The sequence below is a fragment of the Pseudomonas agronomica genome (assembly GCF_025917275.1).
GTDB lineage: Bacteria > Pseudomonadota > Gammaproteobacteria > Pseudomonadales > Pseudomonadaceae > Aquipseudomonas > Aquipseudomonas agronomica.
The window spans coordinates 1-26,762 of record NZ_JAOSHO010000002.1 but is presented as its reverse complement, the minus strand read 5'-3'; the positions used below and the strand labels follow the sequence as shown (position 1 = coordinate 26,762).

At 59.2% G+C, this 26,762-nt stretch carries 22 protein-coding genes, 3 tRNA genes and 2 pseudogenes; 24 read left to right on the top strand and 3 right to left on the bottom strand.

Annotated elements, in window-relative coordinates:
• Nucleotides 1–8: 8 nt before the first annotated feature.
• The 5 genes from dapB (at nt 9) to OC610_RS00395 (ending at nt 6,446) form a co-directional block, all read left to right on the top strand.
• Nucleotides 9–815 carry a 4-hydroxy-tetrahydrodipicolinate reductase gene (gene dapB / locus OC610_RS00415; RefSeq protein WP_264426005.1) on the top strand — a complete coding sequence of 269 codons (807 nt, stop codon included), beginning with the start codon at nt 9–11 and terminating at the stop codon, nt 813–815.
• A 255-nt stretch (nt 816–1,070) separates the two neighbouring features.
• On the top strand, nt 1,071–2,207 hold the full coding sequence (gene carA / locus OC610_RS00410) for a glutamine-hydrolyzing carbamoyl-phosphate synthase small subunit (protein WP_264426004.1): 1,137 nt from the start codon (nt 1,071–1,073) through the stop codon (nt 2,205–2,207).
• 105 nt (nt 2,208–2,312) lie between these two features.
• Nucleotides 2,313–5,534, top strand: a complete 3,222-nt coding sequence (gene carB / locus OC610_RS00405; RefSeq protein ID WP_264426003.1) for a carbamoyl-phosphate synthase large subunit — start codon at nt 2,313–2,315, stop codon at nt 5,532–5,534.
• 2 nt (nt 5,535–5,536) lie between these two features.
• Nucleotides 5,537–6,013, top strand: coding sequence for a transcription elongation factor GreA (gene greA, locus OC610_RS00400; protein WP_030139783.1), 477 nt, complete (start codon nt 5,537–5,539; stop codon nt 6,011–6,013).
• 28 nt (nt 6,014–6,041) lie between these two features.
• Entirely contained in the window at nt 6,042–6,446 is a 405-nt protein-coding gene (locus OC610_RS00395) for an MFS transporter (RefSeq protein ID WP_264426002.1), read from the top strand.
• Nucleotides 6,447–6,456: 10 nt separating this feature from the next.
• Here OC610_RS00395 and OC610_RS00390 read toward each other — a convergent pair whose 3' ends face one another.
• Nucleotides 6,457–6,765 carry a YhbY family RNA-binding protein gene (locus tag OC610_RS00390; RefSeq protein WP_003177852.1) on the bottom strand — a complete coding sequence of 103 codons (309 nt, stop codon included), beginning with the start codon at nt 6,763–6,765 and terminating at the stop codon, nt 6,457–6,459.
• A 108-nt stretch (nt 6,766–6,873) separates the two neighbouring features.
• Here OC610_RS00390 and rlmE point away from each other — a divergent pair, with 108 nt between their 5' ends.
• The 16 genes from rlmE (at nt 6,874) to OC610_RS00310 (ending at nt 22,400) form a co-directional block, all read left to right on the top strand.
• A complete protein-coding gene (rlmE, locus tag OC610_RS00385; protein ID WP_003177853.1) occupies nt 6,874–7,506 on the top strand; it encodes a 23S rRNA (uridine(2552)-2'-O)-methyltransferase RlmE in 633 nt (210 codons plus the stop codon).
• Between the two features lie 200 nt (nt 7,507–7,706).
• A complete protein-coding gene (gene ftsH, locus OC610_RS00380; RefSeq protein ID WP_264425997.1) occupies nt 7,707–9,617 on the top strand; it encodes an ATP-dependent zinc metalloprotease FtsH in 1,911 nt (636 codons plus the stop codon).
• A gap of 8 nt (nt 9,618–9,625) precedes the next feature.
• Nucleotides 9,626–10,477: a dihydropteroate synthase gene (gene folP / locus OC610_RS00375; protein WP_264425996.1), complete on the top strand. Its 852-nt coding sequence runs from the start codon at nt 9,626–9,628 to the stop codon at nt 10,475–10,477.
• A 16-nt stretch (nt 10,478–10,493) separates the two neighbouring features.
• Nucleotides 10,494–11,831 carry a phosphoglucosamine mutase gene (gene glmM, locus OC610_RS00370; protein ID WP_264425995.1) on the top strand — a complete coding sequence of 446 codons (1,338 nt, stop codon included), beginning with the start codon at nt 10,494–10,496 and terminating at the stop codon, nt 11,829–11,831.
• A 66-nt stretch (nt 11,832–11,897) separates the two neighbouring features.
• Entirely contained in the window at nt 11,898–12,653 is a 756-nt protein-coding gene (gene tpiA, locus OC610_RS00365) for a triose-phosphate isomerase (protein ID WP_264425993.1), read from the top strand.
• 4 nt (nt 12,654–12,657) lie between these two features.
• Nucleotides 12,658–13,041 carry a preprotein translocase subunit SecG gene (secG, locus tag OC610_RS00360; RefSeq protein ID WP_181287548.1) on the top strand — a complete coding sequence of 128 codons (384 nt, stop codon included), beginning with the start codon at nt 12,658–12,660 and terminating at the stop codon, nt 13,039–13,041.
• Nucleotides 13,042–13,062: 21 nt separating this feature from the next.
• Nucleotides 13,063–13,148 (top strand) — tRNA-Leu (locus tag OC610_RS00355).
• A gap of 97 nt (nt 13,149–13,245) precedes the next feature.
• Nucleotides 13,246–13,322, top strand: a tRNA-Met gene (locus tag OC610_RS00350).
• A gap of 136 nt (nt 13,323–13,458) precedes the next feature.
• Complete coding sequence (gene rimP, locus OC610_RS00345) at nt 13,459–13,917, top strand: ribosome maturation factor RimP (protein ID WP_033864484.1); 459 nt, start codon at nt 13,459–13,461, stop codon at nt 13,915–13,917.
• 59 nt (nt 13,918–13,976) lie between these two features.
• Nucleotides 13,977–15,458 (top strand): transcription termination factor NusA, encoded by a 1,482-nt coding sequence (gene nusA, locus OC610_RS00340; protein WP_181287550.1) that lies wholly within the window; start codon nt 13,977–13,979, stop codon nt 15,456–15,458.
• A gap of 27 nt (nt 15,459–15,485) precedes the next feature.
• Entirely contained in the window at nt 15,486–18,005 is a 2,520-nt protein-coding gene (gene infB / locus OC610_RS00335) for a translation initiation factor IF-2 (protein WP_264425992.1), read from the top strand.
• 159 nt (nt 18,006–18,164) lie between these two features.
• Complete coding sequence (gene rbfA / locus OC610_RS00330) at nt 18,165–18,566, top strand: 30S ribosome-binding factor RbfA (RefSeq protein WP_181287552.1); 402 nt, start codon at nt 18,165–18,167, stop codon at nt 18,564–18,566.
• 3 nt (nt 18,567–18,569) lie between these two features.
• The gene (truB, locus tag OC610_RS00325; RefSeq protein ID WP_030139793.1) at nt 18,570–19,487 is read left to right on the top strand and encodes a tRNA pseudouridine(55) synthase TruB; all 918 of its coding nucleotides are present in this window, start codon (nt 18,570–18,572) and stop codon (nt 19,485–19,487) included.
• Nucleotides 19,488–19,630: 143 nt separating this feature from the next.
• Entirely contained in the window at nt 19,631–19,900 is a 270-nt protein-coding gene (gene rpsO / locus OC610_RS00320) for a 30S ribosomal protein S15 (protein WP_011332409.1), read from the top strand.
• Nucleotides 19,901–20,093: 193 nt separating this feature from the next.
• Nucleotides 20,094–22,199, top strand: a complete 2,106-nt coding sequence (gene pnp / locus OC610_RS00315) for a polyribonucleotide nucleotidyltransferase (protein WP_264425989.1) — start codon at nt 20,094–20,096, stop codon at nt 22,197–22,199.
• A gap of 125 nt (nt 22,200–22,324) precedes the next feature.
• Nucleotides 22,325–22,400, top strand: a tRNA-Thr gene (locus OC610_RS00310).
• A 28-nt stretch (nt 22,401–22,428) separates the two neighbouring features.
• Here the strand turns inward: OC610_RS00310 and OC610_RS00305 are convergent.
• Nucleotides 22,429–22,617 (bottom strand): annotated as a pseudogene (locus OC610_RS00305) (type II toxin-antitoxin system HicB family antitoxin); the annotation flags it as partial.
• A 295-nt stretch (nt 22,618–22,912) separates the two neighbouring features.
• Here OC610_RS00305 and OC610_RS00300 point away from each other — a divergent pair.
• Nucleotides 22,913–23,218: a DUF6388 family protein gene (locus tag OC610_RS00300; RefSeq protein ID WP_198797615.1), complete on the top strand. Its 306-nt coding sequence runs from the start codon at nt 22,913–22,915 to the stop codon at nt 23,216–23,218.
• A 38-nt stretch (nt 23,219–23,256) separates the two neighbouring features.
• On the opposite strand, the gene nadC is transcribed toward OC610_RS00300, so the two are convergent.
• Nucleotides 23,257–24,105, bottom strand: a complete 849-nt coding sequence (gene nadC, locus OC610_RS00295) for a carboxylating nicotinate-nucleotide diphosphorylase (protein WP_264425987.1) — start codon at nt 24,103–24,105, stop codon at nt 23,257–23,259.
• Between the two features lie 232 nt (nt 24,106–24,337).
• Between nadC and OC610_RS00290 the strand changes: the two genes are divergently transcribed.
• Together OC610_RS00290 and OC610_RS00285 are read left to right on the top strand one after the other, a co-directional pair.
• Nucleotides 24,338–26,548 (top strand): DUF1631 domain-containing protein, encoded by a 2,211-nt coding sequence (locus tag OC610_RS00290; RefSeq protein ID WP_264425986.1) that lies wholly within the window; start codon nt 24,338–24,340, stop codon nt 26,546–26,548.
• A gap of 64 nt (nt 26,549–26,612) precedes the next feature.
• Nucleotides 26,613–26,762 (top strand): annotated as a pseudogene (locus tag OC610_RS00285) (1,6-anhydro-N-acetylmuramyl-L-alanine amidase AmpD); the annotation flags it as partial.

Genomic DNA, 26,762 nt, shown 5'->3' with positions numbered 1-26,762 from the left:
GAGTTCGCATGCGACGTATAGCTGTGATGGGCGCCGCCGGGCGCATGGGCAAGGCGTTGGTGGAGGCGGTGCAGCAACGTTCGCCGCTTTCGGGGCTGACGGCTGCCATCGTCCGGCCCGACAGTACCTTGGTTGGTGCCGATGCTGGTGAGCTGGCTTCCATTGGTCGTATCGGCGTGCCGATGTCCGGTGGGCTGGAAAAGGTGATCGACGAATTTGACGTCCTCGTTGATTTCACCTTGCCGGAAGTCATGCTGAAAAACCTTGCCATCTGCCGCAAGGCAGGCAAGGCCATGGTGATCGGTACGACCGGTCTGGATGCTGCGCAGAAGCAGTTACTGACTGAGGCTGGCAAGGACATCCCAATCGTCTTCGCTGCGAACTTCAGCGTGGGCGTGAACCTGTCGCTCAAATTGCTGGACTTGACGGCGCGGGTCCTGGGTGACGATGCGGATATCGAGATCATCGAGGCCCATCACCGCCACAAGATCGATGCGCCTTCGGGAACGGCCTTGCGCATGGGTGAAGTAATTGCCGATGCGCTGGGGCGGGATCTGCGACAGGTCGCCGTGTATGGGCGCGAGGGGCATACCGGTGCTCGCGAGCGCGACACCATCGGTTTCGCGACCGTGCGTGGTGGTGACGTGGTGGGTGACCATACCGTGTTGTTCGCCACCGAAGGGGAGCGCCTGGAGATCACCCACAAGGCGTCGAGCCGGATGACCTTCGCCAAGGGTGCCGTGCGTGCCGCGTTGTGGCTGGATGGGCGCGAGCCTGGTTTGTACGACATGCAGGACGTTCTCGACCTGCGTTGATGTCCCTGGAGGCGGGGTTCAGGTTATACTGAGCCCCGTTTTACACCGCTTCGCGACGACCTGTCGCATTCCCCTGCCTTTAAGGCTCATTAGCGGTGGACCAAAAAAGCCTTTTTCTGTAAGCTACAGCTTTAGTGTGTCCACTAAAAGCGCGCAGAATAATTCAGTGAACAAGCGGGGTGACGTGTCCATACGTCACTCCGCTTTTTTACAACCTGCGATCGCCCTTTCAGGCTTTATTTACGGGAGGTCTTCTTGACTAAGCCAGCCATACTCGCCCTTGCTGATGGCAGCATTTTTCGCGGCGAAGCCATTGGAGCCGACGGTCAGACCGTTGGTGAGGTGGTGTTTAACACCGCAATGACCGGCTATCAGGAAATTCTTACCGATCCTTCCTACGCCCAGCAAATCGTTACCCTGACTTACCCGCACATCGGCAACACCGGCACCACGCCGGAAGACGCCGAGTCCGATCGTGTCTGGTCCGCCGGCCTGGTCATCCGTGACTTGCCGCTGGTAGCGAGCAACTGGCGTAACACGATGTCCCTGTCCGATTACCTGAAAGCCAACAACGTCGTGGCGATCGCCGGTATCGACACCCGTCGCCTGACCCGCATCCTTCGGGAAAAAGGCGCGCAGAACGGCTGCATCATGGCCGGCGACAACATTTCCGAAGAAGCCGCCATCGCCGCTGCCCAGGGTTTTCCTGGCCTCAAGGGCATGGACCTGGCGAAAGTCGTCAGCACCAAGAAGCAGTACGAATGGCGCTCCACGGTCTGGGACCTGAAGACCGATCGTCACGCGACGATCGAAGCTTCCGAGCTGCCATACCACGTGGTTGCCTACGACTACGGCGTCAAGCTGAACATCCTGCGCATGCTGGTCGAGCGTGGTTGCCGCGTCACCGTGGTACCGGCGCAAACCCCGGCCGCCGACGTCCTGGCGCTCAAGCCCGACGGCGTGTTCCTGTCCAACGGCCCGGGTGATCCGGAGCCTTGCGACTACGCGATCCAAGCGATCAAGGACGTCCTGGAAACCGAGATCCCGGTCTTCGGTATCTGCCTCGGTCACCAACTGCTGGCCCTCGCTTCGGGCGCCAAGACCTTGAAAATGGGTCACGGCCACCACGGTGCCAACCACCCCGTACAGGACCTGGACACCGGCGTGGTGATGATCACCAGCCAGAACCACGGTTTTGCCGTGGATGAAGCGACCCTGCCGGCCAACGTGCGCGCGATTCACAAATCGCTGTTCGACGGCACGCTGCAAGGCATCGAGCGTACCGACAAGAGCGCGTTCAGCTTCCAGGGCCACCCTGAAGCGAGCCCGGGCCCGAACGATGTGGCGCCGCTGTTCGATCGCTTCATCAACGAGATGGCCAAGCGACGCTGACCGCGTGAAGCCCGAGGGCGGCCCCGAAAACGGTGGCCCCCTCGGGCGCTTCAAAGATTGTTCGACGGCCTAGCCGACTGACCTGCGGATTTGAGTGACAAACCCATGCCAAAACGTACAGACATAAAAAGCATCCTGATTCTTGGCGCTGGCCCGATCGTGATCGGCCAGGCCTGCGAATTCGACTACTCCGGCGCCCAGGCCTGTAAAGCCCTGCGCGAAGAGGGCTACCGCGTCATCCTGGTGAACTCCAACCCGGCCACCATCATGACCGACCCGGCCATGGCCGATGCCACCTACATCGAGCCGATCAAGTGGCAGACCGTTGCCAAGATCATCGAGAAGGAACGCCCGGACGCGCTGCTGCCGACCATGGGCGGCCAGACCGCGCTGAACTGCGCCCTGGACCTGGAGCGCGAGGGCGTCCTGGAGAAGTTCGGTGTGGAAATGATCGGCGCCAATGCCGACACCATCGACAAGGCCGAAGATCGTTCGCGCTTCGACAAGGCGATGAAATCCATCGGCCTGGACTGCCCACGCTCGGGCATCGCCCACAGCATGGAAGAGGCCAACGCGGTCCTGGAACGCCTCGGCTTCCCGTGCATCATCCGTCCGTCCTTCACCATGGGCGGCACCGGTGGCGGCATCGCCTACAACCGTGAAGAGTTCGAAGAAATCTGCGCCCGTGGTCTCGACTTGTCGCCGACCAAGGAACTGCTGATCGACGAATCCCTGATCGGCTGGAAAGAATATGAAATGGAAGTTGTCCGTGACAAAAAGGACAACTGCATCATCGTCTGCTCCATCGAGAACTTCGACCCGATGGGCGTGCACACCGGTGACTCGATCACCGTCGCGCCGGCCCAGACCCTGACCGACAAGGAATACCAGATCCTGCGTAACGCCTCCCTGGCGGTACTGCGCGAGATCGGCGTGGAAACCGGCGGCTCCAACGTCCAGTTCGGCATTTGCCCGAACACCGGTCGCATGGTGGTCATCGAGATGAACCCGCGGGTATCCCGTTCGTCGGCCCTGGCTTCGAAAGCCACCGGTTTTCCGATCGCCAAGGTCGCTGCCAAGCTGGCCGTGGGCTACACCCTGGACGAATTGTCGAACGACATCACCGGCGGCAAGACCCCGGCGTCCTTCGAACCGTCCATCGACTACGTCGTGACCAAGCTGCCGCGCTTCGCCTTCGAGAAGTTTGCCAAGGCCGACGCCCGCCTGACCACCCAGATGAAGTCGGTGGGTGAGGTCATGGCCATCGGCCGGACCTTCCAGGAATCCCTGCAGAAAGCCCTTCGTGGCCTGGAAGTGGGTGTTTGTGGCCTCGATCCCAAGCTGGACCTGAACGATCCGGAAAGCATGAGCGTGCTCAAGCGCGAGCTGACCGTGCCGGGTGCCGAGCGCATCTGGTACGTGGCCGATGCCTTCCGCGCCGGCATGACCGTCGAGCAGATCTTCGGCATGAACATGATCGACCCTTGGTTCCTGGTACAGATCGAAGACCTGATCAAGGAAGAAGAGAAGGTCAAGACCCTGGGCATGTCCAGCATCGACCGTGACATGATGTTCCGCCTCAAGCGCAAAGGTTTCTCCGACATGCGCCTGGCCAAGCTGCTGGGTGTGACCGAGAAGAGCCTGCGCGCCCATCGTCACAAGCTGGACGTGTTCCCGGTCTACAAGCGCGTCGACACCTGCGCGGCCGAGTTCGCCACCGACACCGCTTACCTGTATTCCACGTACGAAGAAGAGTGCGAAGCCGCGCCATCGACTCGGGACAAGATCATGATCCTGGGTGGCGGTCCTAACCGGATCGGCCAGGGCATCGAGTTCGACTACTGCTGCGTGCACGCGGCACTGGCCCTGCGCGACGACGGTTACGAGACCATCATGGTCAACTGCAACCCGGAAACCGTGTCTACCGACTACGACACCTCCGATCGCCTGTACTTCGAACCAGTGACCCTGGAAGACGTGCTGGAAATCGTTCGCGTCGAGAAGCCAAAAGGCGTGATCGTCCAGTACGGCGGCCAGACGCCTTTGAAACTGGCTCGCGCCCTTGAAGCCGCTGGCGTGCCGATCATCGGCACCAGCCCGGATGCGATCGACCGCGCCGAAGACCGTGAGCGCTTCCAGCAGATGGTCGAGCGCCTGAACCTGCGCCAGCCGCCAAACGCCACCGTGCGTAGCGAAGACGAAGCGATTCGTGCCGCCGCCAAGATCGGTTATCCACTGGTGGTGCGTCCGTCCTATGTGCTGGGCGGCCGTGCGATGGAAATCGTCTACCAGGAAGACGAGCTCAAGCGTTACCTGCGTGAAGCGGTCCAGGTCTCCAACGACAGCCCGGTGCTGCTGGACCACTTCCTCAACTGCGCCATCGAAATGGACGTGGATGCGGTCAGCGATGGCAAAGACGTGGTGATCGGCGCGATCATGCAGCACATCGAGCAGGCCGGTGTTCACTCCGGTGACTCTGCGTGCTCGCTGCCGCCGTACTCGCTGCCGGCGCATATCCAGGATGAGATGCGTGAGCAGGTCAAGAAAATGGCCCTGGAACTGGGCGTTATCGGCCTGATGAACGTGCAGTTGGCGCTGCAGGGCGAAGACATCTACGTCATCGAAGTCAACCCGCGTGCTTCCCGTACCGTGCCGTTCGTTTCCAAGTGCATCGGTGTTTCCCTGGCGATGATCGCTGCCCGGGTCATGGCTGGCAAAACCTTGAAAGAGCTGGGTTTCACCAAGGAAATCATTCCGAATTTCTACAGTGTGAAAGAGGCGGTGTTCCCGTTCGCCAAGTTCCCTGGCGTCGATCCGATCCTCGGCCCTGAGATGAAGTCCACCGGTGAAGTCATGGGTGTGGGCGATACCTTCGGTGAGGCGTTCGCCAAGGCCCAGATGGGTGCCAGCGAAGTATTGCCGACGGGCGGCACCGCGTTCATCAGCGTGCGTGATGACGACAAGCCACTGGTTGCAGGTGTGGCCCGTGATCTGATCAACTTGGGCTTCGAAGTGGTTGCCACTGCCGGCACTGCCAAGCTGATCGAGGCGGCGGGGCTGAAAGTGCGCCGCGTGAACAAAGTGACCGAGGGTCGTCCACACGTGGTCGACATGATCAAGAATGACGAAGTCACGCTGATCATCAACACCACGGAAGGTCGCCAGTCGATCGCCGATTCCTACTCCATTCGTCGCAACGCGCTGCAGCACAAGATCTACTGCACCACGACCATTGCTGCGGGCGAAGCGATCTGCGAAGCGCTCAAGTTCGGTCCCGAGAAGACCGTACGTCGCTTGCAGGATCTACATGCAGGATTGAAGGCATGAGCATAACCAAGTACCCGATGACTGTTCAGGGCGCGAAGGCCCTGGAAGAAGAACACGCTTTCCTGACCAAGGTCGAGCGTCCGCGCTTGAGCCAGGCAATTGGTGAGGCCCGCGAGTTGGGAGATCTCAAGGAAAACGCCGAATACCATGCAGCTCGTGAAGAGCAAGGCATGGTCGAGGCGCGTGTCCGTGACATCGAAGGCCGCATGCAGAATGCGGTGATCATCGATGTCACGACGATTCCGCATACCGGCAAGGTCATTTTCGGCACCACGGTGGAAATCGCCAACGTCGAGACCGATGAAAGCGTGACCTACCAGATCGTTGGCGAGGACGAGGCAGACATCAAGCTCGGCAAGATTTCCGTCGGTTCACCTATTGCTCGCGCCTTGATCGCCAAGGAAGAGGGCGATGTGGTGGCGGTGAAGACGCCGGGTGGTGTCATCGAGTATGAGATTGTCGAAGTCCGTCACATCTGAACGAAGGCGCCCGCTGCGAGCCGGCGCCATGATCTGGCAGCTCACCCAGATGTTATGGGTGGGCGGCATCTGGTTGTTGCACATCGGTTTGCTGCCGGTGCTGGGTCGAGTTGGCCTGGCACCGCTGCTCATCGACGAAATTGCAGGCACGCTGACGGCGCTGCTGGTGGGGTTTTCCGCGGCGTGCGTGATATTTCAGGCTTTGGTGCTGGTTCAGGCCGAGGGCCTTGCCAGTCTATGGCGCGACATTCGTGGGCAGTTATTGCTCATGTCGTTGTACGCGTGCGGAATGTTCTTTGCGGTGCATCTCGGCTGGCCGGATGCGAGCCAGTGGCAGGTATTCAGTTACCTGGTGCTGGGGTTTTCCGGATTGGTGCTTGTATTGCAACCGGTTCCTGGATGGAGTGGCAGGGTGTGCGAGGCACACCCTTGACCCTTTGACATCACTTGAAGCGGTGAACGTTCGACAGTTGCTTGTTGACGCTGAAATTCTTGCGATAAATCAGCGCCATCTTGCCGATGACCTGCACCAGGTCTGCCTTGCCGGTCTTGCACAGCTCGGCAACCGCAGCCAGGCGGGCTTCGCGATCGAGGATGTTGAGCTTGATCTTGATCAGCTCGTGATCGCCCAAGGCGCGTTCCAGTTCGGCGAGCACACCTTCAGTCAAACCGTTGTCAGCCACAGTCAAAACCGGTTTCAGATGGTGGCCGATGGATTTGTATTGTTTCTTCTGCTCTTGAGTGAGCGGCATAATCTGACCCCTGCGTCTGATCTTGTAAAAAGCGGCGGCCAGTTTACCCGAGCGAGTCCGGGACCGCCCAGTTAATCACGATCGGTTTTACTTTTTTAGAGGTGGCCCGTGGCCCGTTCCAAGACAAGTCTTAAATGGCTGCAAGAGCATTTCAACGACCCATTCGTGAAAATGGCGCAAAAAGACGGGTATCGTTCTCGTGCCAGCTACAAGCTGCTGGAGATTCAGGAAAGAGACCGTTTGATCCGTCCAGGTATGAGCGTGATCGACTTGGGTGCGGCCCCGGGTGGCTGGTCCCAAGTGACCAGTCGTCTGATTGGTGGGCAAGGTACACTGATCGCTTCCGATATCCTGGAAATGGACAGCATCCCGGATGTGACCTTCATTCAGGGCGACTTTACCGAGGACGCCGTGCTGGCGCAGATCCTTGAAGCGGTTGGAAAAAACGAGGTGGACCTTGTGATTTCCGATATGGCCCCCAATATGAGTGGATTGGCATCTGTTGATATGCCGCGATCGATGTTCCTGTGCGAGTTGGCACTGGATCTTGCGACTCGGGTATTGAAGCCAGGTGGTGATTTTTTGATCAAGGTCTTCCAGGGTGAAGGCTTCGACGAATACCACAAGAGCGTGCGCAAGCAGTTCGAGAAGGTCACGACGCGCAAGCCGAAATCATCGCGTGATCGCTCCCGTGAGCAGTACCTGCTGGGCCGTGGTTTCCGTGGTCGCAGTGAGGAGTAAGAGGTTTTTCGACCGGGGCGATAGGTTTTTCGTATTTCGTCCCGTGAGCATTAGCGAATATTGTGTAGAAAGTGTTTCACAAAGGGTTACAGACGGCGCCTGCCAGAGTCGTAGGTAATGTAGTAAGTTAGGCCGGTGAATATCATGCGAAGCGCGCGCCATTAGCGGAGCTTGCTTCAGAGGGTAGTTAATTGAACGATATGGCAAAGAATCTGATCCTGTGGTTGATCATCGCCGCTGTCCTTGTGACCGTGATGAACAACTTCTCCAGCCCTAACGAGCCGCAGACCCTCAACTATTCCGACTTCATCCAGCAGGTCAAGGATGGCAAGGTCGAGCGCGTAGCCGTTGATGGCTATGTGATTACCGGCAAGCGCACCGATGGCGACAGCTTCAAGACCATTCGTCCGGCTATTCAGGACAATGGGCTGATCGGCGACCTCGTGGACAACCATGTCGTGGTCGAAGGCAAGCAGCCGGAACAGCAAAGTATCTGGACCCAGCTCCTGGTAGCGAGTTTCCCGATCCTGGTGATCATCGCGGTGTTCATGTTCTTCATGCGCCAGATGCAGGGCGGTGCGGGCGGTAAAGGCGGACCGATGAGCTTTGGGAAGAGCAAGGCTCGGTTGCTATCTGAAGACCAGGTCAAGACTACCCTTGCCGATGTCGCTGGTTGCGACGAGGCCAAGGAAGAGGTTGGCGAGCTGGTTGAATTCCTCCGCGATCCAGGCAAGTTCCAGCGCCTGGGTGGTCGTATTCCGCGTGGCGTGCTGATGGTAGGGCCTCCGGGCACCGGTAAGACCTTGCTGGCCAAGGCGATTGCCGGTGAAGCCAAGGTGCCGTTCTTCACGATATCCGGTTCCGACTTCGTCGAAATGTTCGTCGGCGTGGGCGCCAGTCGTGTCCGCGACATGTTCGAGCAGGCCAAGAAGCACGCCCCGTGCATTATCTTTATCGACGAAATCGACGCCGTTGGTCGCCATCGTGGTGCCGGCATGGGCGGCGGTCACGACGAGCGCGAACAGACCCTCAACCAGTTGCTGGTCGAGATGGACGGTTTCGAAATGAACGACGGCATCATCGTGATTGCCGCTACCAACCGTCCCGACGTGCTCGACCCTGCGCTGTTGCGTCCAGGGCGTTTCGACCGTCAGGTCGTGGTGGGGCTGCCGGATATCCGTGGCCGCGAGCAGATCCTGAAAGTCCACATGCGCAAGGTGCCGATGGGCGACGACGTCGCCCCTGCCGTGATTGCCCGCGGTACGCCAGGCTTCTCTGGTGCCGACCTGGCCAACCTGGTGAACGAAGCGTCGCTGTTTGCCGCCCGTTCCGGCAAGCGCATCGTGGAAATGAAAGAGTTCGAGTTGGCCAAGGACAAGATCATGATGGGCGCCGAGCGCAAATCCATGGTCATGTCGGAGAAAGAAAAACAGAACACCGCTTACCACGAGGCGGGTCATGCCATCGTCGGGCGCGTGGTGCCTGAACATGATCCGGTGTACAAGGTTTCGATCATTCCGCGTGGTCGTGCGCTGGGTGTGACCATGTTCCTGCCGGAAGAAGATCGCTATAGCCTGTCCAAGCGTGCATTGATCAGCCAGATCTGTTCGCTGTATGGCGGTCGTATCGCCGAGGAGATGACCCTGGGCTTCGATGGTGTAACGACCGGCGCGTCGAATGACATCATGCGCGCTAGCCAGATCGCCCGGAACATGGTGACCAAGTGGGGGCTTTCCGAGAAGCTGGGTCCTTTGATGTACGCGGAGGAAGAAGGTGAAGTATTCCTCGGTCGTGGTGGTAGTGGCCAGCATGCGAGCTTTTCGGGTGAGACGGCCAAGCTGATCGACTCTGAAGTGCGCAGCATCATTGACCAGTGTTACGGTACCGCCAAACAGATTCTCACGGATAACCGTGACAAGCTGGACGCGATGGCTGATGCCCTGATGAAGTACGAAACCATCGATGCCGAGCAGATCGACGACATCATGGCGGGTCGCCCGCCTCGTGAGCCCCGTGATTGGCCGGGCGGCACGGGTTCCTCCGGTACGCCGCCGGCGGTACAGGGCGAGCGTCCGGAAACACCGATCGGTGGTCCGGCTGCCGACGTTTAAGGCTTGAAATGACTTCTGCCCAGTCCTCGACCCGGTTGCCATGTGGCAGCCGGGTTCTTGATTTATCCCATGCTCACGTCATGGGAATCCTAAATGTCACTCCCGATTCCTTTTCCGACGGCGGCCGATTCAGCCAGCTTGACGCGGCGTTGCGACATGCCGAGGCCATGGCTTCGGCGGGTGCAACGCTGATCGATGTCGGCGGTGAGTCGACCCGTCCAGGTGCACGGCCGGTTTCGCCGACCGAGGAGCTGGAGCGAGTGGCGCCCATTGTCGAGCGCATCCACCGCGAGCTTGACGTCATCATTTCGGTGGATACGTCCACGCCTTCGGTCATGCGCGAAGCTGCGCGCCTGGGGGCGGGATTGATCAACGACGTTCGCTCGTTGCAGCGTGACGGCGCCTTGGATGCCGCGGCCTCCACGGGATTGCCGGTTTGCCTGATGCATATGCTTGGCGAGCCCGGAACCATGCAGAACGATCCGAGCTATGAGGACGTGACCAGGGAAGTCAGTGATTTCCTGGTGACGCGAATGAATGAATGTGCTGCCGTGGGCATTCCTGCCGAGCGGGTCATCCTTGATCCTGGGTTCGGCTTTGCAAAGACATTGGCGCACAATCTCAGCCTGTTCAAGCATATGGAAGCCTTGCATGCCCTGGGGCGTCCCCTGTTGGTTGGCGTCTCGCGAAAGAGCATGATCGGAAATGCCTTGGGGCGTCCGGTGGGCGAGCGTTTGTATGGCGGTCTCGCGCTCGCGGCATTGGCTATTACAAAAGGTGCGCGCATATTGCGGGTACATGATGTAGGCGAAACGATGGACGTCGTGCGGATGATCGCAGCAGTGGATTCAGCCGAATAAGAATGATGGAGCACTTATGAGCAAGAAATATTTTGGCACCGACGGTATCCGTGGTCGGGTCGGTGAATATCCTATTACCCCCGATTTCATGCTCAAGCTCGGCTGGGCTGCGGGCATGGCGTTCCGAAAAATGGGCGCCTGCAAAGTGTTGGTTGGCAAGGACACGCGGATCTCTGGCTATATGTTTGAATCGGCGCTTGAAGCTGGCCTGACGTCGGCGGGCGCCGACGTCATGTTGCTGGGGCCGATGCCTACGCCTGCCATCGCCTACCTGACGCGAACCTTCCAGGCGCAAGCCGGTATCGTAATCAGCGCGTCCCATAATCCTCATGATGACAACGGTATCAAGTTCTTTTCCGGCAAGGGCACCAAGCTGCCGGATGAAATCGAATTGATGATCGAAGAGCTGCTGGATGCACCGATGACGGTGGTTGAGTCGAGCAAGATCGGTAAGGTGTCGCGGATCAACGATGCATCGGGTCGCTACATCGAATTCTGTAAAGGTAGCGTCCCGACGGGTACCAGTTTCTCCGGTCTCAAGATTGTCGTCGACTGCGCTCACGGTGCGACCTATAAAGTCGCCCCTAGCGTTTTTCGTGAGCTGGGCGCCGACGTGGTGGTTCTATCCGCTCAGCCTAACGGGCTGAACATCAACCATAACTGCGGCTCGACGCACACTGAGGCGTTGCAGGCGGCGGTTCTGGCTGAGCACGCTGATCTCGGGATCGCCTTTGATGGTGACGGTGACCGGGTCCTGATGGTCGATCATACGGGCACTGTCGTCGATGGTGACGAGTTGCTGTTCATCATTGCGCGCGACTTGCATGGTCGAGGCAAGCTGCAGGGCGGCGTCGTTGGGACGTTGATGAGCAATCTTGGGCTCGAACTGGCCTTGGCGGACCTGGACATACCTTTCGTACGAGCCAACGTCGGCGACCGTTATGTCATCTCGGAGTTGCTGGAGCGCAACTGGGTGATTGGTGGCGAAAACTCCGGGCATATTGTTTGTTTCGACCATACCACCACCGGTGATGCGATCATCGCGGCCTTGCAGGTGTTGATGGCGCTCAAGGCGCGCAATGAAAGTCTCGCGCAGTCGCGCCAGGCGTTGCGCAAATGTCCGCAGGTCTTGATCAATGTGCGTTTCGGTGGCGGTGCGAGTCCGCTCGAGCACGCGATGGTCAAGCAGGCCAGCGAGCGCGTAACCCAGGCAATGGCGGGGCGTGGGCGGGTGCTGCTGCGCAAGTCGGGTACCGAGCCTTTGGTGCGTGTAATGGTCGAAGGTGAGGATGAAGCACAGGTCCGCGGTTACGCCGAGGAGCTGGCGAAACTTGTAACTGAAGTTTCTGCCTGAATTCGGCTTGCCAGTCATGAATCGGTTGGGTAACATCTGCGCCCACTTTGACCGACGAGGTACAGCATGCGTCGCCTTATGGTAGCTGGTAACTGGAAGATGCACGGTACCCGCGCCAGCGTCGCTGAGCTGATCAAAGGCCTTCGTAATCTGGCCTTGCCAAGCGGTGTTGATGTCGCGGTATTCCCGCCCTGCTTATATATCAACCAAGTGGTTGATGGCTTGAAGGGTAAGTCGATTTCGGTCGGCGCGCAGAACTCTGCGGTGGAATCCATGCAAGGTGCGTTGACCGGTGAGATTGCACCGAGTCAATTGGTGGATGCAGGGTGTTCCCTGGTCCTGGTCGGACACTCCGAGCGTCGCCAGATCATGGGCGAGCAGGACAAGATGCTGATCCGCAAATTTGCTGCGGCCCAGGCTTGCGGTCTGATGCCGGTGCTGTGCGTAGGGGAGACCCTTGAGCAGCGTGAGGCTGGCAAGACGCTTGAGGTTGTCGGGCGTCAGCTGGGCAGCATCATTGAAGACTTGGGTGTCGGTGCTTTTGCAAAGGCAGTCATTGCCTATGAGCCGGTCTGGGCCATTGGCACTGGGCTGACGGCTTCGCCGCAACAGGCGCAGGATGTGCATGCAGCCATTCGCGCGCAGTTGGCGGCAGAAAATTCTGAAGTGGCACGAGGTGTGCGGCTTCTATACGGCGGCAGCGTGAAGGCGGCCAATGCGGCCGAACTGTTCGGCATGCCGGATATCGATGGGGGGCTCATTGGTGGAGCGTCCCTGAATGCAGATGAGTTCGGTGCGATCTGTCGCGCCGCGGGAAACTGAAAAAATGCTGGAAACAGTCGTAGTCGTTTTTCATCTGCTGGGCGCGCTGGGTGTAGTCGCTCTCGTATTGCTGCAGCAGGGTAAAGGTGCGGATGCTGGTGCGTCTTTCGGTGCAGGTGCTTCAAATACTGTGTTCGGAAGCCAAGGTTCCTCTACCTTTCTTAGTAAGTTTACTGCTATACTCGCCGCCGGTTTCTTCATAACCAGCTTAGGGTTAGGTTACTTTGCTAAAGAGAAGGCTCATGAGCTGACTCAAGTAGGTTTACCAAACCCAGCGGTGTTGGAAGCGCCAAAGCAACAACCGGCTTCTGATGATGTCCCGGTGCTTCAAGAGCAAAAGTCGGCCAATTCGGCGACTGACGTGCCTCCAGCTCAAGAGCAGAAGTAAGAAGGTTTCAAACGCTGTATTGCCGAGGTGGTGGAATTGGTAGACACGCAACCTTGAGGTGGTTGTGCCCATAGGGTGTAGGGGTTCGAGTCCCCTTCTCGGTACCAATTATCAGGAGAGCCCGCTATTGCGGGCTTTCTTGTAGGTGGAAGGGTTACATTGACCCTATAAGGGATCGGTCGTATACTTCCGCCCCAGCTTTGTCGCGGGATGGAGCAGCCTGGTAGCTCGTCGGGCTCATAACCCGAAGGTCGTCGGTTCAAATCCGGCTCCCGCAACCAGTTTCAGGGCCCCTTCCAAGGGGCTTTTTGTTAGCTGGACACTTTACAACGCCGCTGTTCGACGGCGTTTCAAGGATGGGCGTTTCGCCCATTTTTTATTTTGCACAGCATGCACTACATGCACGAGGGGGTTCAGGTGTCGAGCAAGCTAGAAGAGTTGCAGGCCTTGTTGGCCCCGGTGGTCGTGGCCCTAGGCTATGAATGCTGGGGTATTGAGTTTTCGGCTCAAGGTCGCCACTCAATGTTGCGCGTTTATATTGATAAAGAAGGCGGTGTGCTGGTGGACGATTGCGCCATTGTCAGCCGTCAGATCAGTGGGGTGCTGGATGTTGAAGATCCCATCGCCTCCGAATACACCCTTGAAGTTTCCTCGCCTGGCATGGAACGCCCTCTGTTCACTCTTGAGCAGTTTGCTTCGTTTGCCGGTGAACAAGTGAAGATCAGGCTGCGCTCGCCTTTCGAAGGTCGACGCAACTTCCAAGGCCTTCTGCGCGGTGTAGAAGAGCAGGACGTCGTGGTGCAAGTAGACGAACACGAGTTCCTGTTGCCGATCGACATGATCGACAAGGCCAACATTATTCCCAGTTTTGACTGATACGTGCCAGATACTGCGGATCCCGCGGATCCAATGGCTTGCGAAAGGCGAGGCGTACGATGAGCAAAGAAGTACTGCTGGTTGTTGAGTCGGTATCCAATGAAAAGGGCGTACCGGCTAACGTTATTTTTGAAGCGCTGGAGCTGGCCCTGGCCACTGCTACCAAGAAGCGATTCGAAGACGAAGTTGATTTGCGTGTGGAAATCAATCGTCACACTGGTTCCTACGAGACTTTCCGTCGCTGGACGGTAGTCGAGGAAGCCGACCTGGACGATCCGGCTATCGAAACCTGGCCGAGCAAGGTTGCGGAAACGCATCCGGGCGCCAAGGTCGGTGATGTCGTTGAAGAGAAAATCGAGTCCATTGAGTTCGGTCGCATCGCTGCACAGACTGCCAAGCAGGTCATTGTGCAGAAAGTTCGCGAAGCCGAGCGCGCGCAAGTCGTCGACGCTTATCGCGAGCGCCTGGGGGAAATCATCTCCGGCACCGTGAAAAAAGTCACCCGCGACAATGTGATCGTCGACCTGGGCAACAACGCCGAAGCGTTGCTGGCTCGCGAAGACATCATCTCTCGCGAAACTTTCCGGGTTGGCGTGCGTTTGCGTGCGCTGCTCAAGGAAATCCGCACCGAGAACCGGGGCCCGCAGCTGATCCTGTCGCGTACCGCGCCGGAAATGCTGATCGAGTTGTTCCGCATCGAAGTGCCGGAAATTGCTGAAGGCCTGATCGAAGTGATGGCCGCTTCCCGTGATCCGGGTTCGCGCGCCAAGATCGCGGTCCGCTCCAAGGACAAGCGTATCGACCCGCAAGGTGCCTGCATCGGCATGCGCGGTTCGCGTGTCCAGGCCGTATCCGGCGAGTTGGGCGGCGAGCGTGTGGACATCGTCCTGTGGGACGACAACCCGGCTCAGTTCGTGATCAATGCCATGTCGCCTGCTGAAGTGGCGGCAATTATCGTCGACGAAGATGCCCATGCCATGGACATCGCCGTTGGCGCAGACAATCTGGCTCAGGCCATCGGTCGCGGTGGTCAGAACGTGCGTCTGGCGAGCCAATTGACTGGCTGGACCCTGAACGTGATGACCGAATCGGACATCCAGGCTAAGCAGCAAGCTGAAACCGGCGACATCCTGCGCAACTTCATCGAAGAGCTTGAAGTCGATGAAGAACTGGCGCAGGTGCTGGTGGATGAAGGCTTTACCAGCCTGGAAGAGATTGCCTACGTACCGGTGGAGGAAATGCTCAACATCGACGGCTTTGACGAGGAAATCGTCAACGAGCTTCGCGCTCGGGCCAAGGATCGCTTGTTGACCAAAGCCATCGCTACTGAGGAAAAGCTGGCAGACGCCCATCCGGCCGAAGACCTGCTCTCGCTTGAGGGCATGGACAAGGATTTGGCGATGGAACTGGCGGTGCGCGGCGTAATTACCCGCGAAGACCTGGCCGAGCAGTCTATTGACGACCTGCTCGACATCGACGGCATTGACGATGATCGTGCCGGCAAGTTGATCATGGCCGCCCGAGCCCACTGGTTCGAGTAATTAGGCGCGGCCTGAGGAGAGAAGTGCATGACGCAAGTCACGGTGAAACAACTGGCCGATGAGGTCAAAACACCGGTAGAGCGCCTGTTGCAGCAGATGCGTGAGGCAGGTCTGCCGCACACCGCCGCCGAGGAACATGTGACCGACAGTGAGAAGCAGTCCCTGCTGACTCACTTGAAGAGCAGTCACAAGGCGAAAGTGGAAGAACCGCGCAAGATCACTCTGCAGCGTAAAACCACCAGCACCTTGCGTGTTGCCGGTAGCAAAAGCATCAGCGTTGAAGTACGCAAGAAGAAAGTCTTCGTACAACGCAGCCCGGAAGAAATCGAAGCCGAGCGCAAACGCGAACTGGAAGAACGTCGCGCAGTAGAAAATGCTGCTCGTCAGAAGGCTGAAGAAGAAGCCAAGCGTCGTGCTGAAGAAGAAGCGCGTCGCCAGCCTGCTGCTGCGCAACCTGCTCCAGCCGAAGCCGTCGAGGCTGTTGCCCCGGTCGCCGAGCCTGTTCGCGAAGCGGCTCCGGTGGCGGCGCCAGCGCCGGCTCCAGCCGATACTCGCAAGCGCGACGAACAACGTCGTCCGGACAAGCCACGTGCCGACGACAACCGTCGTGGCGGTGGCGATGGCGAGCGTAAAAACGCTCCTCATCGTGCTTCGGTCAAGGAAAAGGCGCCGGCACCACGCGTTGCGCCTCGTACCACCGACGAAGAAAGCGATGGCTTCCGTCGCGGCGGTCGCGGCAAGGCCAAGCTGAAGAAACGCAACGCCCACGGTTTCCAGAGCCCAACCGGCCCTGTCGTGCGCGAAGTGAAGATCGGCGAGACCATCACTGTGGGCGACCTGGCCCAGCAGATGTCGGTCAAGGCTGCTGAAATCATCAAGTTCATGTTCAAGCTGGGTACCCCGGCCACCATCAACCAGGTTCTGGACCAGGAAACTGCCCAGCTGGTTGCTGAAGAACTGGGCCACAAAGTGACCCTGGTCAGCGACACCGCCCTGGAAGATTCCCTGGCCGAGTCTCTGAAGTTCGAAGGTGAAGCGGTTTCCCGTGCTCCGGTCGTGACCGTCATGGGTCACGTTGACCATGGTAAGACCTCGCTGCTCGACTATATCCGTCGTGCGAAGGTTGCCGCTGGCGAAGCTGGCGGTATTACCCAGCACATCGGCGCCTACCACGTTGAAACCGACCGCGGCATGGTGACGTTCCTCGACACCCCGGGTCACGCCGCGTTTACCGCGATGCGTGCTCGTGGTGCCAAGGCAACCGATATCGTGATCCTGGTAGTTGCAGCGGACGACGGCGTCATGCCGCAGACTATCGAAGCCGTCCAGCATGCCCAGGCTGCTGGCGTGCCGCTGGTGGTCGCGGTGAACAAGATCGACAAGCCGGGCGCTGATCTCGATCGCATCCGCAGCGAACTGTCGGTTCACGGCGTGACCTCCGAAGAGTGGGGTGGCGACACTCCATTCGTTCCGGTTTCCGCGAAGATGGGTACTGGCGTCGACGAACTGCTCGAAGCTGTCCTGTTGCAGGCCGAGGTTCTGGAATTGACCGCTACGCCTTCGGCTCCTGGCCGTGGTGTGGTTGTTGAATCGCGCCTCGACAAGGGCCGCGGCCCGGTGGCTACCGTACTGGTTCAAGACGGTACCCTGCGCCAAGGCGACATGGTGCTGGTCGGCTCGAACTATGGCCGCGTGCGCGCCATGCTCGACGAGAACGGCAAGCCAATCAAGGAAGCCGGTCCGGCTATCCCGGTCGAGATCCTCGGCCTGGACGGTACTCCGGACGCTGGCGACGAAATGAGCGTTGTGGCTGACGAGAAGAAAGCCCGTGAAGTCGCGCTGTTCCGTCAAGGCAAGTTCCGCGAAGTCAAGCTGGCCCGTGCTCACGCCGGCAAGCTGGAAAACATCTTCGAGAATATGGGCCAGGAAGAGAAGAAGACGCTCAACATCGTCCTCAAATCCGACGTCCGTGGTTCGCTGGAAGCTTTGCAGGGCGCTCTGAACGGCCTGGGTAACGACGAAGTGCAAGTGCGCGTGGTCGGTGGCGGTGTCGGTGGTATCACCGAATCCGACGCCAACCTGGCGCTGGCCTCCAACGCTGTACTGTTCGGCTTCAACGTGCGTGCCGATGCTGGCGCTCGCAAGATCGTCGAGCAGGAAGGCCTGGACATGCGTTACTACAACGTGATCTACGACATCATCGAAGACGTCAAGAAAGCGTTGACCGGTATGTTGGGCAGCGACGTGCGGGAGAACATCCTGGGCGTGGCCGAAGTTCGCGACGTGTTCCGTTCGCCGAAGTTCGGTGCCATCGCCGGTTGCATGGTGATCGAAGGTGTCGTTCACCGTAACCGTCCGATCCGCGTACTGCGTGAAGACATCGTGATCTTCGAAGGCGAGCTGGAATCCCTGCGTCGCTTCAAGGATGACGCTTCCGAAGTGCGTGCCGGCATGGAATGCGGTATTGGCGTCAAGAGCTACAACGACGTCAAGGTCGGCGACAAGATCGAAGTCTTCGAGAAGGTCCAGGTTGCTCGCAGCCTCTGACTCGCGTACTTCAAGAGCCGCATCGGGCAGCCGCATGAACATGCGCTGCCGCGCAGGCGGACTCTAAACGCAACGCCCGGTCTGGCTTTTGCCAGGCCGGGCGTTTGCCGCTTTCAGACCTCGCGGGTTTCACCGTGGGGCAGTAACAGGTAACAAGACATGGCAAAAGAATACAGCCGTACCCAACGAATCGGCGATCAGATGCAGCGCGAGCTGGCCCAGCTGATCCGTCGCGAAGTCAAGGACCCGCGCGTCGGCCTGGTCACCATTACCGCAGTGGAAGTCAGCCGTGACGTCGGTCATGCAAAGATTTTCATCACCGTGATGGGGCAGGACAGCGCCGAAGAAATCGCCCAGAGCATCAAGGTGCTCAACTCGGCAGCCGGTTTCCTGCGTATGCAGTTGGCCCGGGAAATGAAGCTGCGCAGCGTTCCGCAGTTGCACTTCCACTACGACGAGAGCGTCGTGCGTGGCGCGCATCTGTCGGCGCTGATCGAGCGCGCCGTGGCTGAAGACAGCCAGCACCCGGCGGCCGCTGAACCCGAAGACACCAAGGAGTAATCGGTGGCTCAGGTCAAACGCATCCGTCGTAACGTCAGCGGCATCATCCTGCTCGACAAGCCGCTGGGATTCACTTCCAACGCGGCATTGCAGAAGGTTCGCTGGTTGCTCAACGCCGAGAAGGCCGGTCACACCGGCAGCCTCGATCCGCTGGCTACTGGCGTGCTGCCGCTGTGCTTCGGCGAGGCGACCAAGTTCTCCCAGTACCTGCTCGATTCCGACAAGGGTTATGAAACCCTGGCGCAGTTAGGCAAGACCACCACCACGGCGGACGCCGAAGGTGAGGTTTTGCTGGAGCGCCCGGTGACCGTTGGTCAGGCGGATGTCGAGGCGGTGTTGCCGAAATTTCGCGGACAAATCAGTCAGATACCGCCGATGTACTCCGCCCTCAAGCGTGATGGCCAGCCGTTGTACAAACTGGCCCGTGCAGGCGAAGTAGTGGAGCGTGAACCGCGTTCTGTTACTATTGCGCGCTTGGAATTGCTGGCCTTTGACGGTAATACTGCGCGGCTGGCAGTGGATTGCAGCAAAGGCACCTATATCCGAACCCTGGTGGAGGATATTGGCGAGCAGCTCGGTTGTGGCGCGTACGTGGCAGAATTGCGACGGACCCAGGCCGGGCCTTTCACGCTGGCCCAGACGGTCACGCTGGAAGAGCTCGAAGCGGTACATGCCGAAGGCGGCAACGAAGCGGTCGACCGCTTCCTGATGCCATCGGACAGTGGCTTGCTGGACTGGCCGCTGTTGCAGTTCTCGGAACACAGTGCGTTCTACTGGCTCAACGGCCAGCCGGTACGTGCCCCGGATGCGCCGAAGTTCGGCATGGTCCGGGTACAGGATCACAACGGTCGCTTCATCGGTATCGGTGAAGTGAGCGAAGACGGGCGCATTGCGCCGCGTCGACTGATTCGGTCGGAATGACCGGAACCAGCCTGTGTAACAGCAGGCTGGCGAGTGTGGCTGTTAACAGGCACGGTCACTACTCATTTATAGATACAGGGATTTGTCCCTGGCCTGTTGAAGCTGTTTCCTCGGAACAGTTTCCTGACTAAAAGGATTGCCTCATGGCTCTCGACGTTCAAGAAAAAGCTCAAATCGTAGCTGACTACCAGCAAGCTGTTGGTGACACTGGTTCGCCAGAAGTGCAAGTTGCACTGCTGACCGCCAACATCAACAAACTGCAAGGTCACTTCAAGGCCAACGGTAAGGATCACCACTCCCGTCGTGGTCTGATCCGCATGGTAAACCAGCGTCGCAAGCTGCTGGACTACCTGAAAGGCAAGGACGTGAGCCGTTACAGCGCTCTGATCGCTCGCCTGGGTCTGCGTCGCTAATAGCGATTGCGCTAGAGGTTGGTGGTCTGTCGTGCATCAGTGGGTTTCCCGCTGGTGCATGGCAGGCTCCCAGCCTCAAGTTTTATCTGGATACACGTTTTACCCTGGACAAGCGTCGGGCCGATTCCCGCCATTGCCCAAGAATTTCGCAAGAAGACAAGTTCCCCAAGAGCCACAAAGAAGGTAGGACACCGTGAACCCGGTAATCAAAAAATTCCAGTTCGGTCAGTCGACCGTTACCCTCGAGACTGGCCGTATCGCCCGTCAGGCCTCCGGCGCAGTGCTGGTCACCGTTGACGACGACGTCAGCGTATTGGTGACCGTTGTCGGTGCCAAGCAAGCCGATCCGGGCAAGGGCTTTTTCCCTCTGTCCGTCCACTACCAGGAAAAGACTTACGCTGCCGGTAAGATCCCTGGCGGTTTCTTCAAGCGCGAAGGCCGTCCTTCCGAGAAAGAAACCCTGACTTCCCGACTGATCGACCGTCCGATCCGTCCGCTGTTCCCAGAAGGTTTCATGAACGAAGTGCAGGTTGTCTGCACCGTCGTGTCCACCAGCAAGAAGACCGATCCGGACATCGCTGCGATGATCGGTACCTCGGCTGCCCTGGCCATCTCCGGCATTCCTTTCGATGGCCCGATCGGCGCTGCCCGCGTTGCCTTCCACGAAAGCACCGGCTACCTGCTGAACCCGACCTACGAGCAACTGAAGGCTTCCAGCCTGGACATGGTCGTGGCCGGTACTTCCGAAGCCGTGCTGATGGTTGAATCCGAAGCCAAGGAATTGACCGAAGACCAGATGCTGGGCGCCGTGCTGTTTGCCCACGACGAGTTCCAGGTGGTAATCAACGCCGTCAAGGAACTGGCCGCCGAAGCCGCCAAGCCAACCTGGACCTGGGCTCCACAGCCAGAAGCCACCGAGCTGCTGGGCGCGATCCGTGCCGAGTTCGGCGACGCGATCTCCCAGGCCTACACCATCACCGTCAAGGCCGACCGTTATGCGCGCCTGGGTGAGCTGAAGGATCAAGTCGTTGCGAAGTTCTCCGGCGAAGAAGGCCAGCCATCGGCCAGCGACGTCAAGGCTGCTTTCGGTGAGATCGAATACCGCACCGTTCGCGAAAACATCGTCAACGGCAAGCCACGTATCGACGGTCGCGACACCCGCACCGTACGTCCGCTGAACATCGAAGTCGGCGTGCTGCCGAAGACCCACGGTTCGGCACTGTTCACCCGTGGCGAAACCCAGGCCCTGGTCGTTGCTACACTGGGCACCGCCCGTGACGCGCAACTGCTGGACACCCTGGAAGGCGAAAAGAAAGACCCGTTCATGCTGCACTACAACTTCCCTCCGTTCTCGGTAGGCGAATGTGGTCGCATGGGTGGCGCCGGTCGTCGCGAAATCGGCCACGGCCGTCTGGCCCGTCGTTCGGTCCAGGCCATGCTGCCAGCCGCTGACGTGTTCCCGTACACCATCCGTGTGGTCTCGGAAATCACCGAATCCAACGGTTCGAGCTCGATGGCTTCGGTCTGCGGCGCTTCCCTGGCCCTGATGGACGCTGGCGTGCCGATGAAGGCACCGGTTGCCGGTATCGCCATGGGTCTGGTCAAGGAAGGCGAGAAGTTCGCCGTCCTGACCGACATCCTGGGTGACGAAGACCACCTGGGCGACATGGACTTCAAAGTGGCCGGTACCGCCAAGGGCGTTACCGCACTGCAGATGGACATCAAGATCAAGGGCATCACCGAAGAGATCATGGAAATCGCCCTGGGCCAAGCCCTGGAAGCGCGCCTGAACATCCTCGGCCAGATGAACCAGATCATCGGTCAGTCCCGCACCGAGCTGTCGGAAAATGCTCCGACCATGATCGCGATGAAAATCGACACCGACAAGATCCGTGATGTCATCGGTAAAGGCGGCGCGACCATCCGTGCGATCTGCGAAGAAACCAAGGCCTCGATCGACATCGAAGACGACGGTTCGATCAAGATCTTCGGCGAAACCAAGGAAGCGGCAGAAGCAGCACGCCAGCGCGTCCTGGGCATCACTGCGGAAGCCGAGATCGGCAAGATCTACGTCGGCAAGGTCGAGCGCATCGTCGACTTCGGCGCGTTCGTCAACATCCTGCCGGGCAAGGACGGTCTGGTCCACATCTCCATGCTGAGCGATGCTCGCGTCGAGAAAGTGACCGACATCCTGAAAGAAGGCCAGGAAGTGGAAGTGCTGGTACTGGACGTGGACAACCGCGGCCGTATCAAGCTGTCCATCAAGGACGTCGCGGCAGCCAAGGCATCGGGCGTTTAATCACCCCCTCGCTTAGCCGCTGAACAAGCAAACGCCCCGACTGGTTCGGGGCGTTTTGCTGTGTGGCGAAAATCACTGCCAGGTAGGTTGCCTGGCTACAGGGGACGGTGCTAGTTTTAGCCACCGCCCGTGTAGCTCAGTCGGTAGAGCAGCGCACTCGTAACGCGAAGGTCGCAGGTTCGATTCCTGTCTCGGGCACCAAGTTCTTCCAAGGGACTTTTGACTTCTATCCGAGCTGCGGACAGGTTTGCAGATAGTCATCTACCGCCTCGCGAAAAGCCGCCTCCACTTCGGCCACCGTTTGTCCTTCGTAACTCACCAGCGCCCTGATGAATAAGAGCTTTCCGAACAGGCATTTGTCCTGGGTGCTTGTTTCAATTGAGCCGACATAGCCCTTGTATTGCAATTGGCTGTTCATGGGGTCTCGACCCTCACTGCTGAAGTCGTGGATATTTATACGGGGTGAATCCCTGTGCATGGAACTGAGAAACTGTAACCGCGCACATACCGCGCTCCTCCATTGATTCCAGTTGTTGCACTGGCTTGCGTCTCTGCTAGGATTCCCCTGTCCCAAAAAGGCAATCAGCTTTGTTTTCAGATGATCCACGAATGGTTCTGAAGGCCAGGTAAACCGGGCTTCCAACGGCTTCCTGCGTCAGAGAGATCCTTGATGATCCAGATCCATCTTCCATTCCCAGATCAGCGAGAACGCCATGACCGTTAAAGAATTGAGTCAAGAAGCCAGACACGAAGAAGCCCTGGAAAAGTACTTGAAAGAAACGCCGCAATTGCGGGATGAGATCAAGGACTTGTCCGCCGACGATCAGAAAGACCAGATCAAATGGGCGTTCGAAGACGAGGCCGAAGCCCAGGGGCTGCAACCTTGGGAGCTGACCCTCAAATACACCAGCACACCTGAAGAATTCGAGGCGCAGCGCCTTGCGTTGCACAAGGAGGCGGCCGAGGTGTTGGGTGTGGAATGGGATGAATACTGCGAGATGAACAATCTGGTGGTCTGAAGAAAACGCCAGCCTTTCCAGGCTGGCGTTTTTCGTTGTCAGAGGCTCAAGCGCATAGACAGGTCGATGGCCTTCACATCCTTGGTCATCGCCCCGATGGAAATATAGTCCACGCCAGTCTCGGCGATCGGGCGCAACGTGCTTTCGTTGATGCCCCCGCTGGCCTCCAGTTTCGCCTTGCCGCCGTTCAGGCGCACCGCTTCGCGCATGTCGTCCAGGCTCAGTTCGTCGAGCATGATGATGTCGGCGCCGGCCGCCAGCGCTTCTTTCAATTCCGCCAGGCTTTCCACTTCGACTTCCACCGGTTTGCCCGGTGCGATCTGGTGGGCTGCGCTGATGGCCTGGGCAATCCCACCGCAAGCGGCAATGTGGTTTTCCTTGATCAGGAACGCGTCGAACAGGCCGATTCGGTGGTTATGGCAGCCGCCGCAGGTCACGGCGTACTTCTGCGCGAGGCGCAGCCCCGGCAGCGTCTTGCGAGTGTCCAGCAGCTTGACCTGGGTGTCGGCGACGAAGTCGGCCAGGTAGCGAGCCCGGGTGGCGACGCCGGAAAGCAACTGCAGGAAGTTCAGCGCGCTGCGCTCGCCCGTCAGCAGCGAGCGGGCCGGGCCTTCGAGGTGGAACAGTGCCTGGTCAGGGGCCGCCCGGTCACCGTCACGTACTTGCCAATGCACCGCGACACGCGGGTCCAGTTGCCGGAACACCGCGTCGACCCAGGCCGTACCGCTGATGACGGCGGCTTCGCGGGTAATGATGGTGGCCTTGGCCAGGCGTTCGGCGGGGATCAACTGTGCGGTGATGTCGCCGCTGCCGATGTCTTCGAGCAACGCACGGCGCACGTTGGCTTCGATTTCGGCGGTCAGGTCGGCGAGACGTAGATTCGGCATAACGGGCTCCACAAACAAAGTGGCCGGATTATATCCGCTTGGGACTTGTTGGCTTGCATTTGGTCGCATGCTCGCAACATTTACCCAAATTGCCGGTCATTTATTTCGATCTCTTTGACCCTGTTCACAGAGTCCTCTGGTGTGACGGACTCTTTTTACCGATAATCCGCCTTTCGATTGACGTCATGACTTTGACGGCATGAACCGAAGAATGCCTTTGCAGGAGGCCAGGATGCACAACGACGGGAATGTAGTGCCTTTGCACAAGGTGCCTACCGACCAGGCGAATCGTTCGCCGCTCGCCCGCCTGCCTGTGATTCTGCTTCAGGTTCGCGACAAGGCGGCGCAGCAGTTGCGCGTTGGTTTGCAAGGCCTGTTCGATAACGCCGACGACACGCTGTTCGAAATGGCCGACCGTGCGCGCAATGATGTCGAGCAGAACCTCTATTTCGAAGCCATGCGAGACCTTCGTCTCAAACGCAAAAGCATCGAACGGGAATTCATCGAACAGTTTTTCGAGGCGTTTGTCAGCCTGGCCCAGTATGACCTTACCCAAGCGACCCTGGCGCCCGTGCTGGGGGCCATACCGACCCACCCTAACCATGACGAGCTGGAGCGCCGGCTGGCGGTGGAAACCATGGTCAGCCGTGTGCTCAGCCGCGATGGCGTGTCGCTCGATCAGCTCACGGCGCGGCTCAGCGTGTTGCTGGACCGGCCGCTGACGAACCAGCAAAACCCGTTGAGCCCGGCATTGCTGTGCGAGCATTTTCTCCAGGCCGGACGCAATCTGGGCGTGGGCATCAAGGTCAAGCTGATCCTGCTCAAGCTTTTCGAGCGTTATGTACTCAGCGAATGCGACCAGTTCTACGCCGAAGCCAATCAGTTGCTGGCCGCCACGGGCATCCTGTCGGACTTGAAGGCAGCGCCATCACGCCGGGCGTCGGATCGCGCCGAAGAAGCTCCTCGGCCCAGGGGCGACGGCGCCGTCCGGCGACGGGCGGAGGAGGTCGATGACAGCGTGCATGAAGTGTTTGCCGCGCTGCAGAAGTTGTTGGTGCAGGTGCGAGGTAGCGTCGCGCCGACCCTGGAACCGAGCACGCCGGCCCAGCCGATCTCGACACGGGATTTGCTTCGCCTGCTGTCTCATTTGCAGCAATACGTGCCGGCGCCTGCGGTCCAGGATGATTTCGACCTGCGTAGCCAGCTCGAACAATTGTTGACCCGTGTCAGCGTCAAGAGCGGCAAGTCCCGAGTTGTCGAGGGGGCTGATGAGGATGTGATCAACCTCATCGCCATGATGTTCGAGTTCATTCTTGATGACCATAACCTGCCGGACGTCCTCAAGGCCCTGATCGGACGCCTGCAGATTCCCATGCTCAAGGTCGCCGTGCAGGACAAGAGCTTCTTCAGCCGTGGCAATCACCCGGCGCGCCGGCTGCTCAATGAAATCGCCGCTGCGGCGATGGGCTGGGGCGACTGCGACGATCACCAGCGCGACAGCCTTTACCAGCGCATCGAGCAAGTGGTGCAACGCTTGTTGAACGACTATGTCGATGATCCGGCAATATTTTCCGAAGTGCTGGCCGATTTCCTGGCGTTTGCCAGCGATGAGCGCCGTCGCAGTGAGTTGCTCGAACAACGCATCAGGGACGCCGAAGAAGGGCGGGCCAAGGCTGAACTGGCCCGTCAGCGGGTCGAAGGGGCGCTGAACCAGATCATGCTGGGCAAGCTCCTGCCCCAGGCCGTGGTGGATTTCGTGCAGCAGGCCTGGAGCCAGGTGTTGTTGTTGACAGGTTTCAAGCATGGCGAGCAGTCCTCCGAATGGCAGGCCGATGTGTTGACCCTCGAACAGTTGGTCTGGAGCGTCCAGCACCACGAAGAGCCTGATGCGGGCCTGCGCTTGTTGGCGATGGTGCCGGAATTGCTCAAGGCCTTGCGCGAAGGGCTGAGTCGCTCGGCGTTCGATCCGTTCGCCACCAGCGAGTTTTTCAGCGAACTGGAAGTGCTCCATGTCCAGGCTCTACAAAGGTTGGGCCAGGTAACGGAGCAGGCCGAACCCACTGATTTGCCGGTCATGGTCGAGGTGGCGGAGCCCATCGTCTTGCGCACGGCACCGAAAACGCCCGTCGAAGAACCGACCGTGCGCCTGCCAGCCGATGACGTGGGCCTGCTTCAAGTCGACCAATTGCGCCTGGGAAGTTGGGTCGAGTTCCAGGAAGACGAAGACAACAACCTTCGCTGCAAGCTGGCGGCAATCATCCAGGCAACCGGCAAGTACGTCTTCGTCAACCGCACCGGTCTCAAGGTCCTGGAGCACAGCCGCACCAGCCTGGCCCTGGAGTTTCGCCGGGGGGCGGCGCGGTTGCTGGACGATACCCTGCTGTTCGATCGCGCGCTCGAGTCCGTGCTGGGTAATCTGCGTCAACTCAATCGCGGCAAGTGATCGCGCTGCCCGGTCCGATCGCGGCATACTGACGGGATTCTCCGTCGTTATCGAAGGAACCTGTATGCAGCTGGACCCCGCGAGCGGTTGGTGCGATGGCGTGCGTCATTGCCCGTCGCCCAATTTCAATGCGCGCCCCGATGGCGAAATTTCCCTGCTGGTCATCCATAACATCAGCTTGCCGCCGGCACAGTTCGCCACGGGAAAAGTGCAG

What these genes read in the sequence shown, in the direction of transcription:
- dapB (WP_264426005.1), top strand. Translation starts at nt 9, where the DNA reads ATGCGACGTATAGCTGTGATGGGCGCCGCCGGGCGCATGGGCAAGGCG.
- carB (WP_264426003.1), top strand. Translation starts at nt 2,313, where the DNA reads ATGCCAAAACGTACAGACATAAAAAGCATCCTGATTCTTGGCGCTGGC.
- OC610_RS00395 (WP_264426002.1), top strand. Translation starts at nt 6,042, where the DNA reads ATGATCTGGCAGCTCACCCAGATGTTATGGGTGGGCGGCATCTGGTTG.
- OC610_RS00390 (WP_003177852.1), bottom strand. Translation starts at nt 6,765, where the DNA reads ATGCCGCTCACTCAAGAGCAGAAGAAACAATACAAATCCATCGGCCAC.
- ftsH (WP_264425997.1), top strand. Translation starts at nt 7,707, where the DNA reads ATGGCAAAGAATCTGATCCTGTGGTTGATCATCGCCGCTGTCCTTGTG.
- folP (WP_264425996.1), top strand. Translation starts at nt 9,626, where the DNA reads ATGACTTCTGCCCAGTCCTCGACCCGGTTGCCATGTGGCAGCCGGGTT.
- glmM (WP_264425995.1), top strand. Translation starts at nt 10,494, where the DNA reads ATGAGCAAGAAATATTTTGGCACCGACGGTATCCGTGGTCGGGTCGGT.
- tpiA (WP_264425993.1), top strand. Translation starts at nt 11,898, where the DNA reads ATGCGTCGCCTTATGGTAGCTGGTAACTGGAAGATGCACGGTACCCGC.
- secG (WP_181287548.1), top strand. Translation starts at nt 12,658, where the DNA reads ATGCTGGAAACAGTCGTAGTCGTTTTTCATCTGCTGGGCGCGCTGGGT.
- nusA (WP_181287550.1), top strand. Translation starts at nt 13,977, where the DNA reads ATGAGCAAAGAAGTACTGCTGGTTGTTGAGTCGGTATCCAATGAAAAG.
- infB (WP_264425992.1), top strand. Translation starts at nt 15,486, where the DNA reads ATGACGCAAGTCACGGTGAAACAACTGGCCGATGAGGTCAAAACACCG.
- rbfA (WP_181287552.1), top strand. Translation starts at nt 18,165, where the DNA reads ATGGCAAAAGAATACAGCCGTACCCAACGAATCGGCGATCAGATGCAG.
- rpsO (WP_011332409.1), top strand. Translation starts at nt 19,631, where the DNA reads ATGGCTCTCGACGTTCAAGAAAAAGCTCAAATCGTAGCTGACTACCAG.
- OC610_RS00300 (WP_198797615.1), top strand. Translation starts at nt 22,913, where the DNA reads ATGACCGTTAAAGAATTGAGTCAAGAAGCCAGACACGAAGAAGCCCTG.
- nadC (WP_264425987.1), bottom strand. Translation starts at nt 24,105, where the DNA reads ATGCCGAATCTACGTCTCGCCGACCTGACCGCCGAAATCGAAGCCAAC.
- OC610_RS00290 (WP_264425986.1), top strand. Translation starts at nt 24,338, where the DNA reads ATGCACAACGACGGGAATGTAGTGCCTTTGCACAAGGTGCCTACCGAC.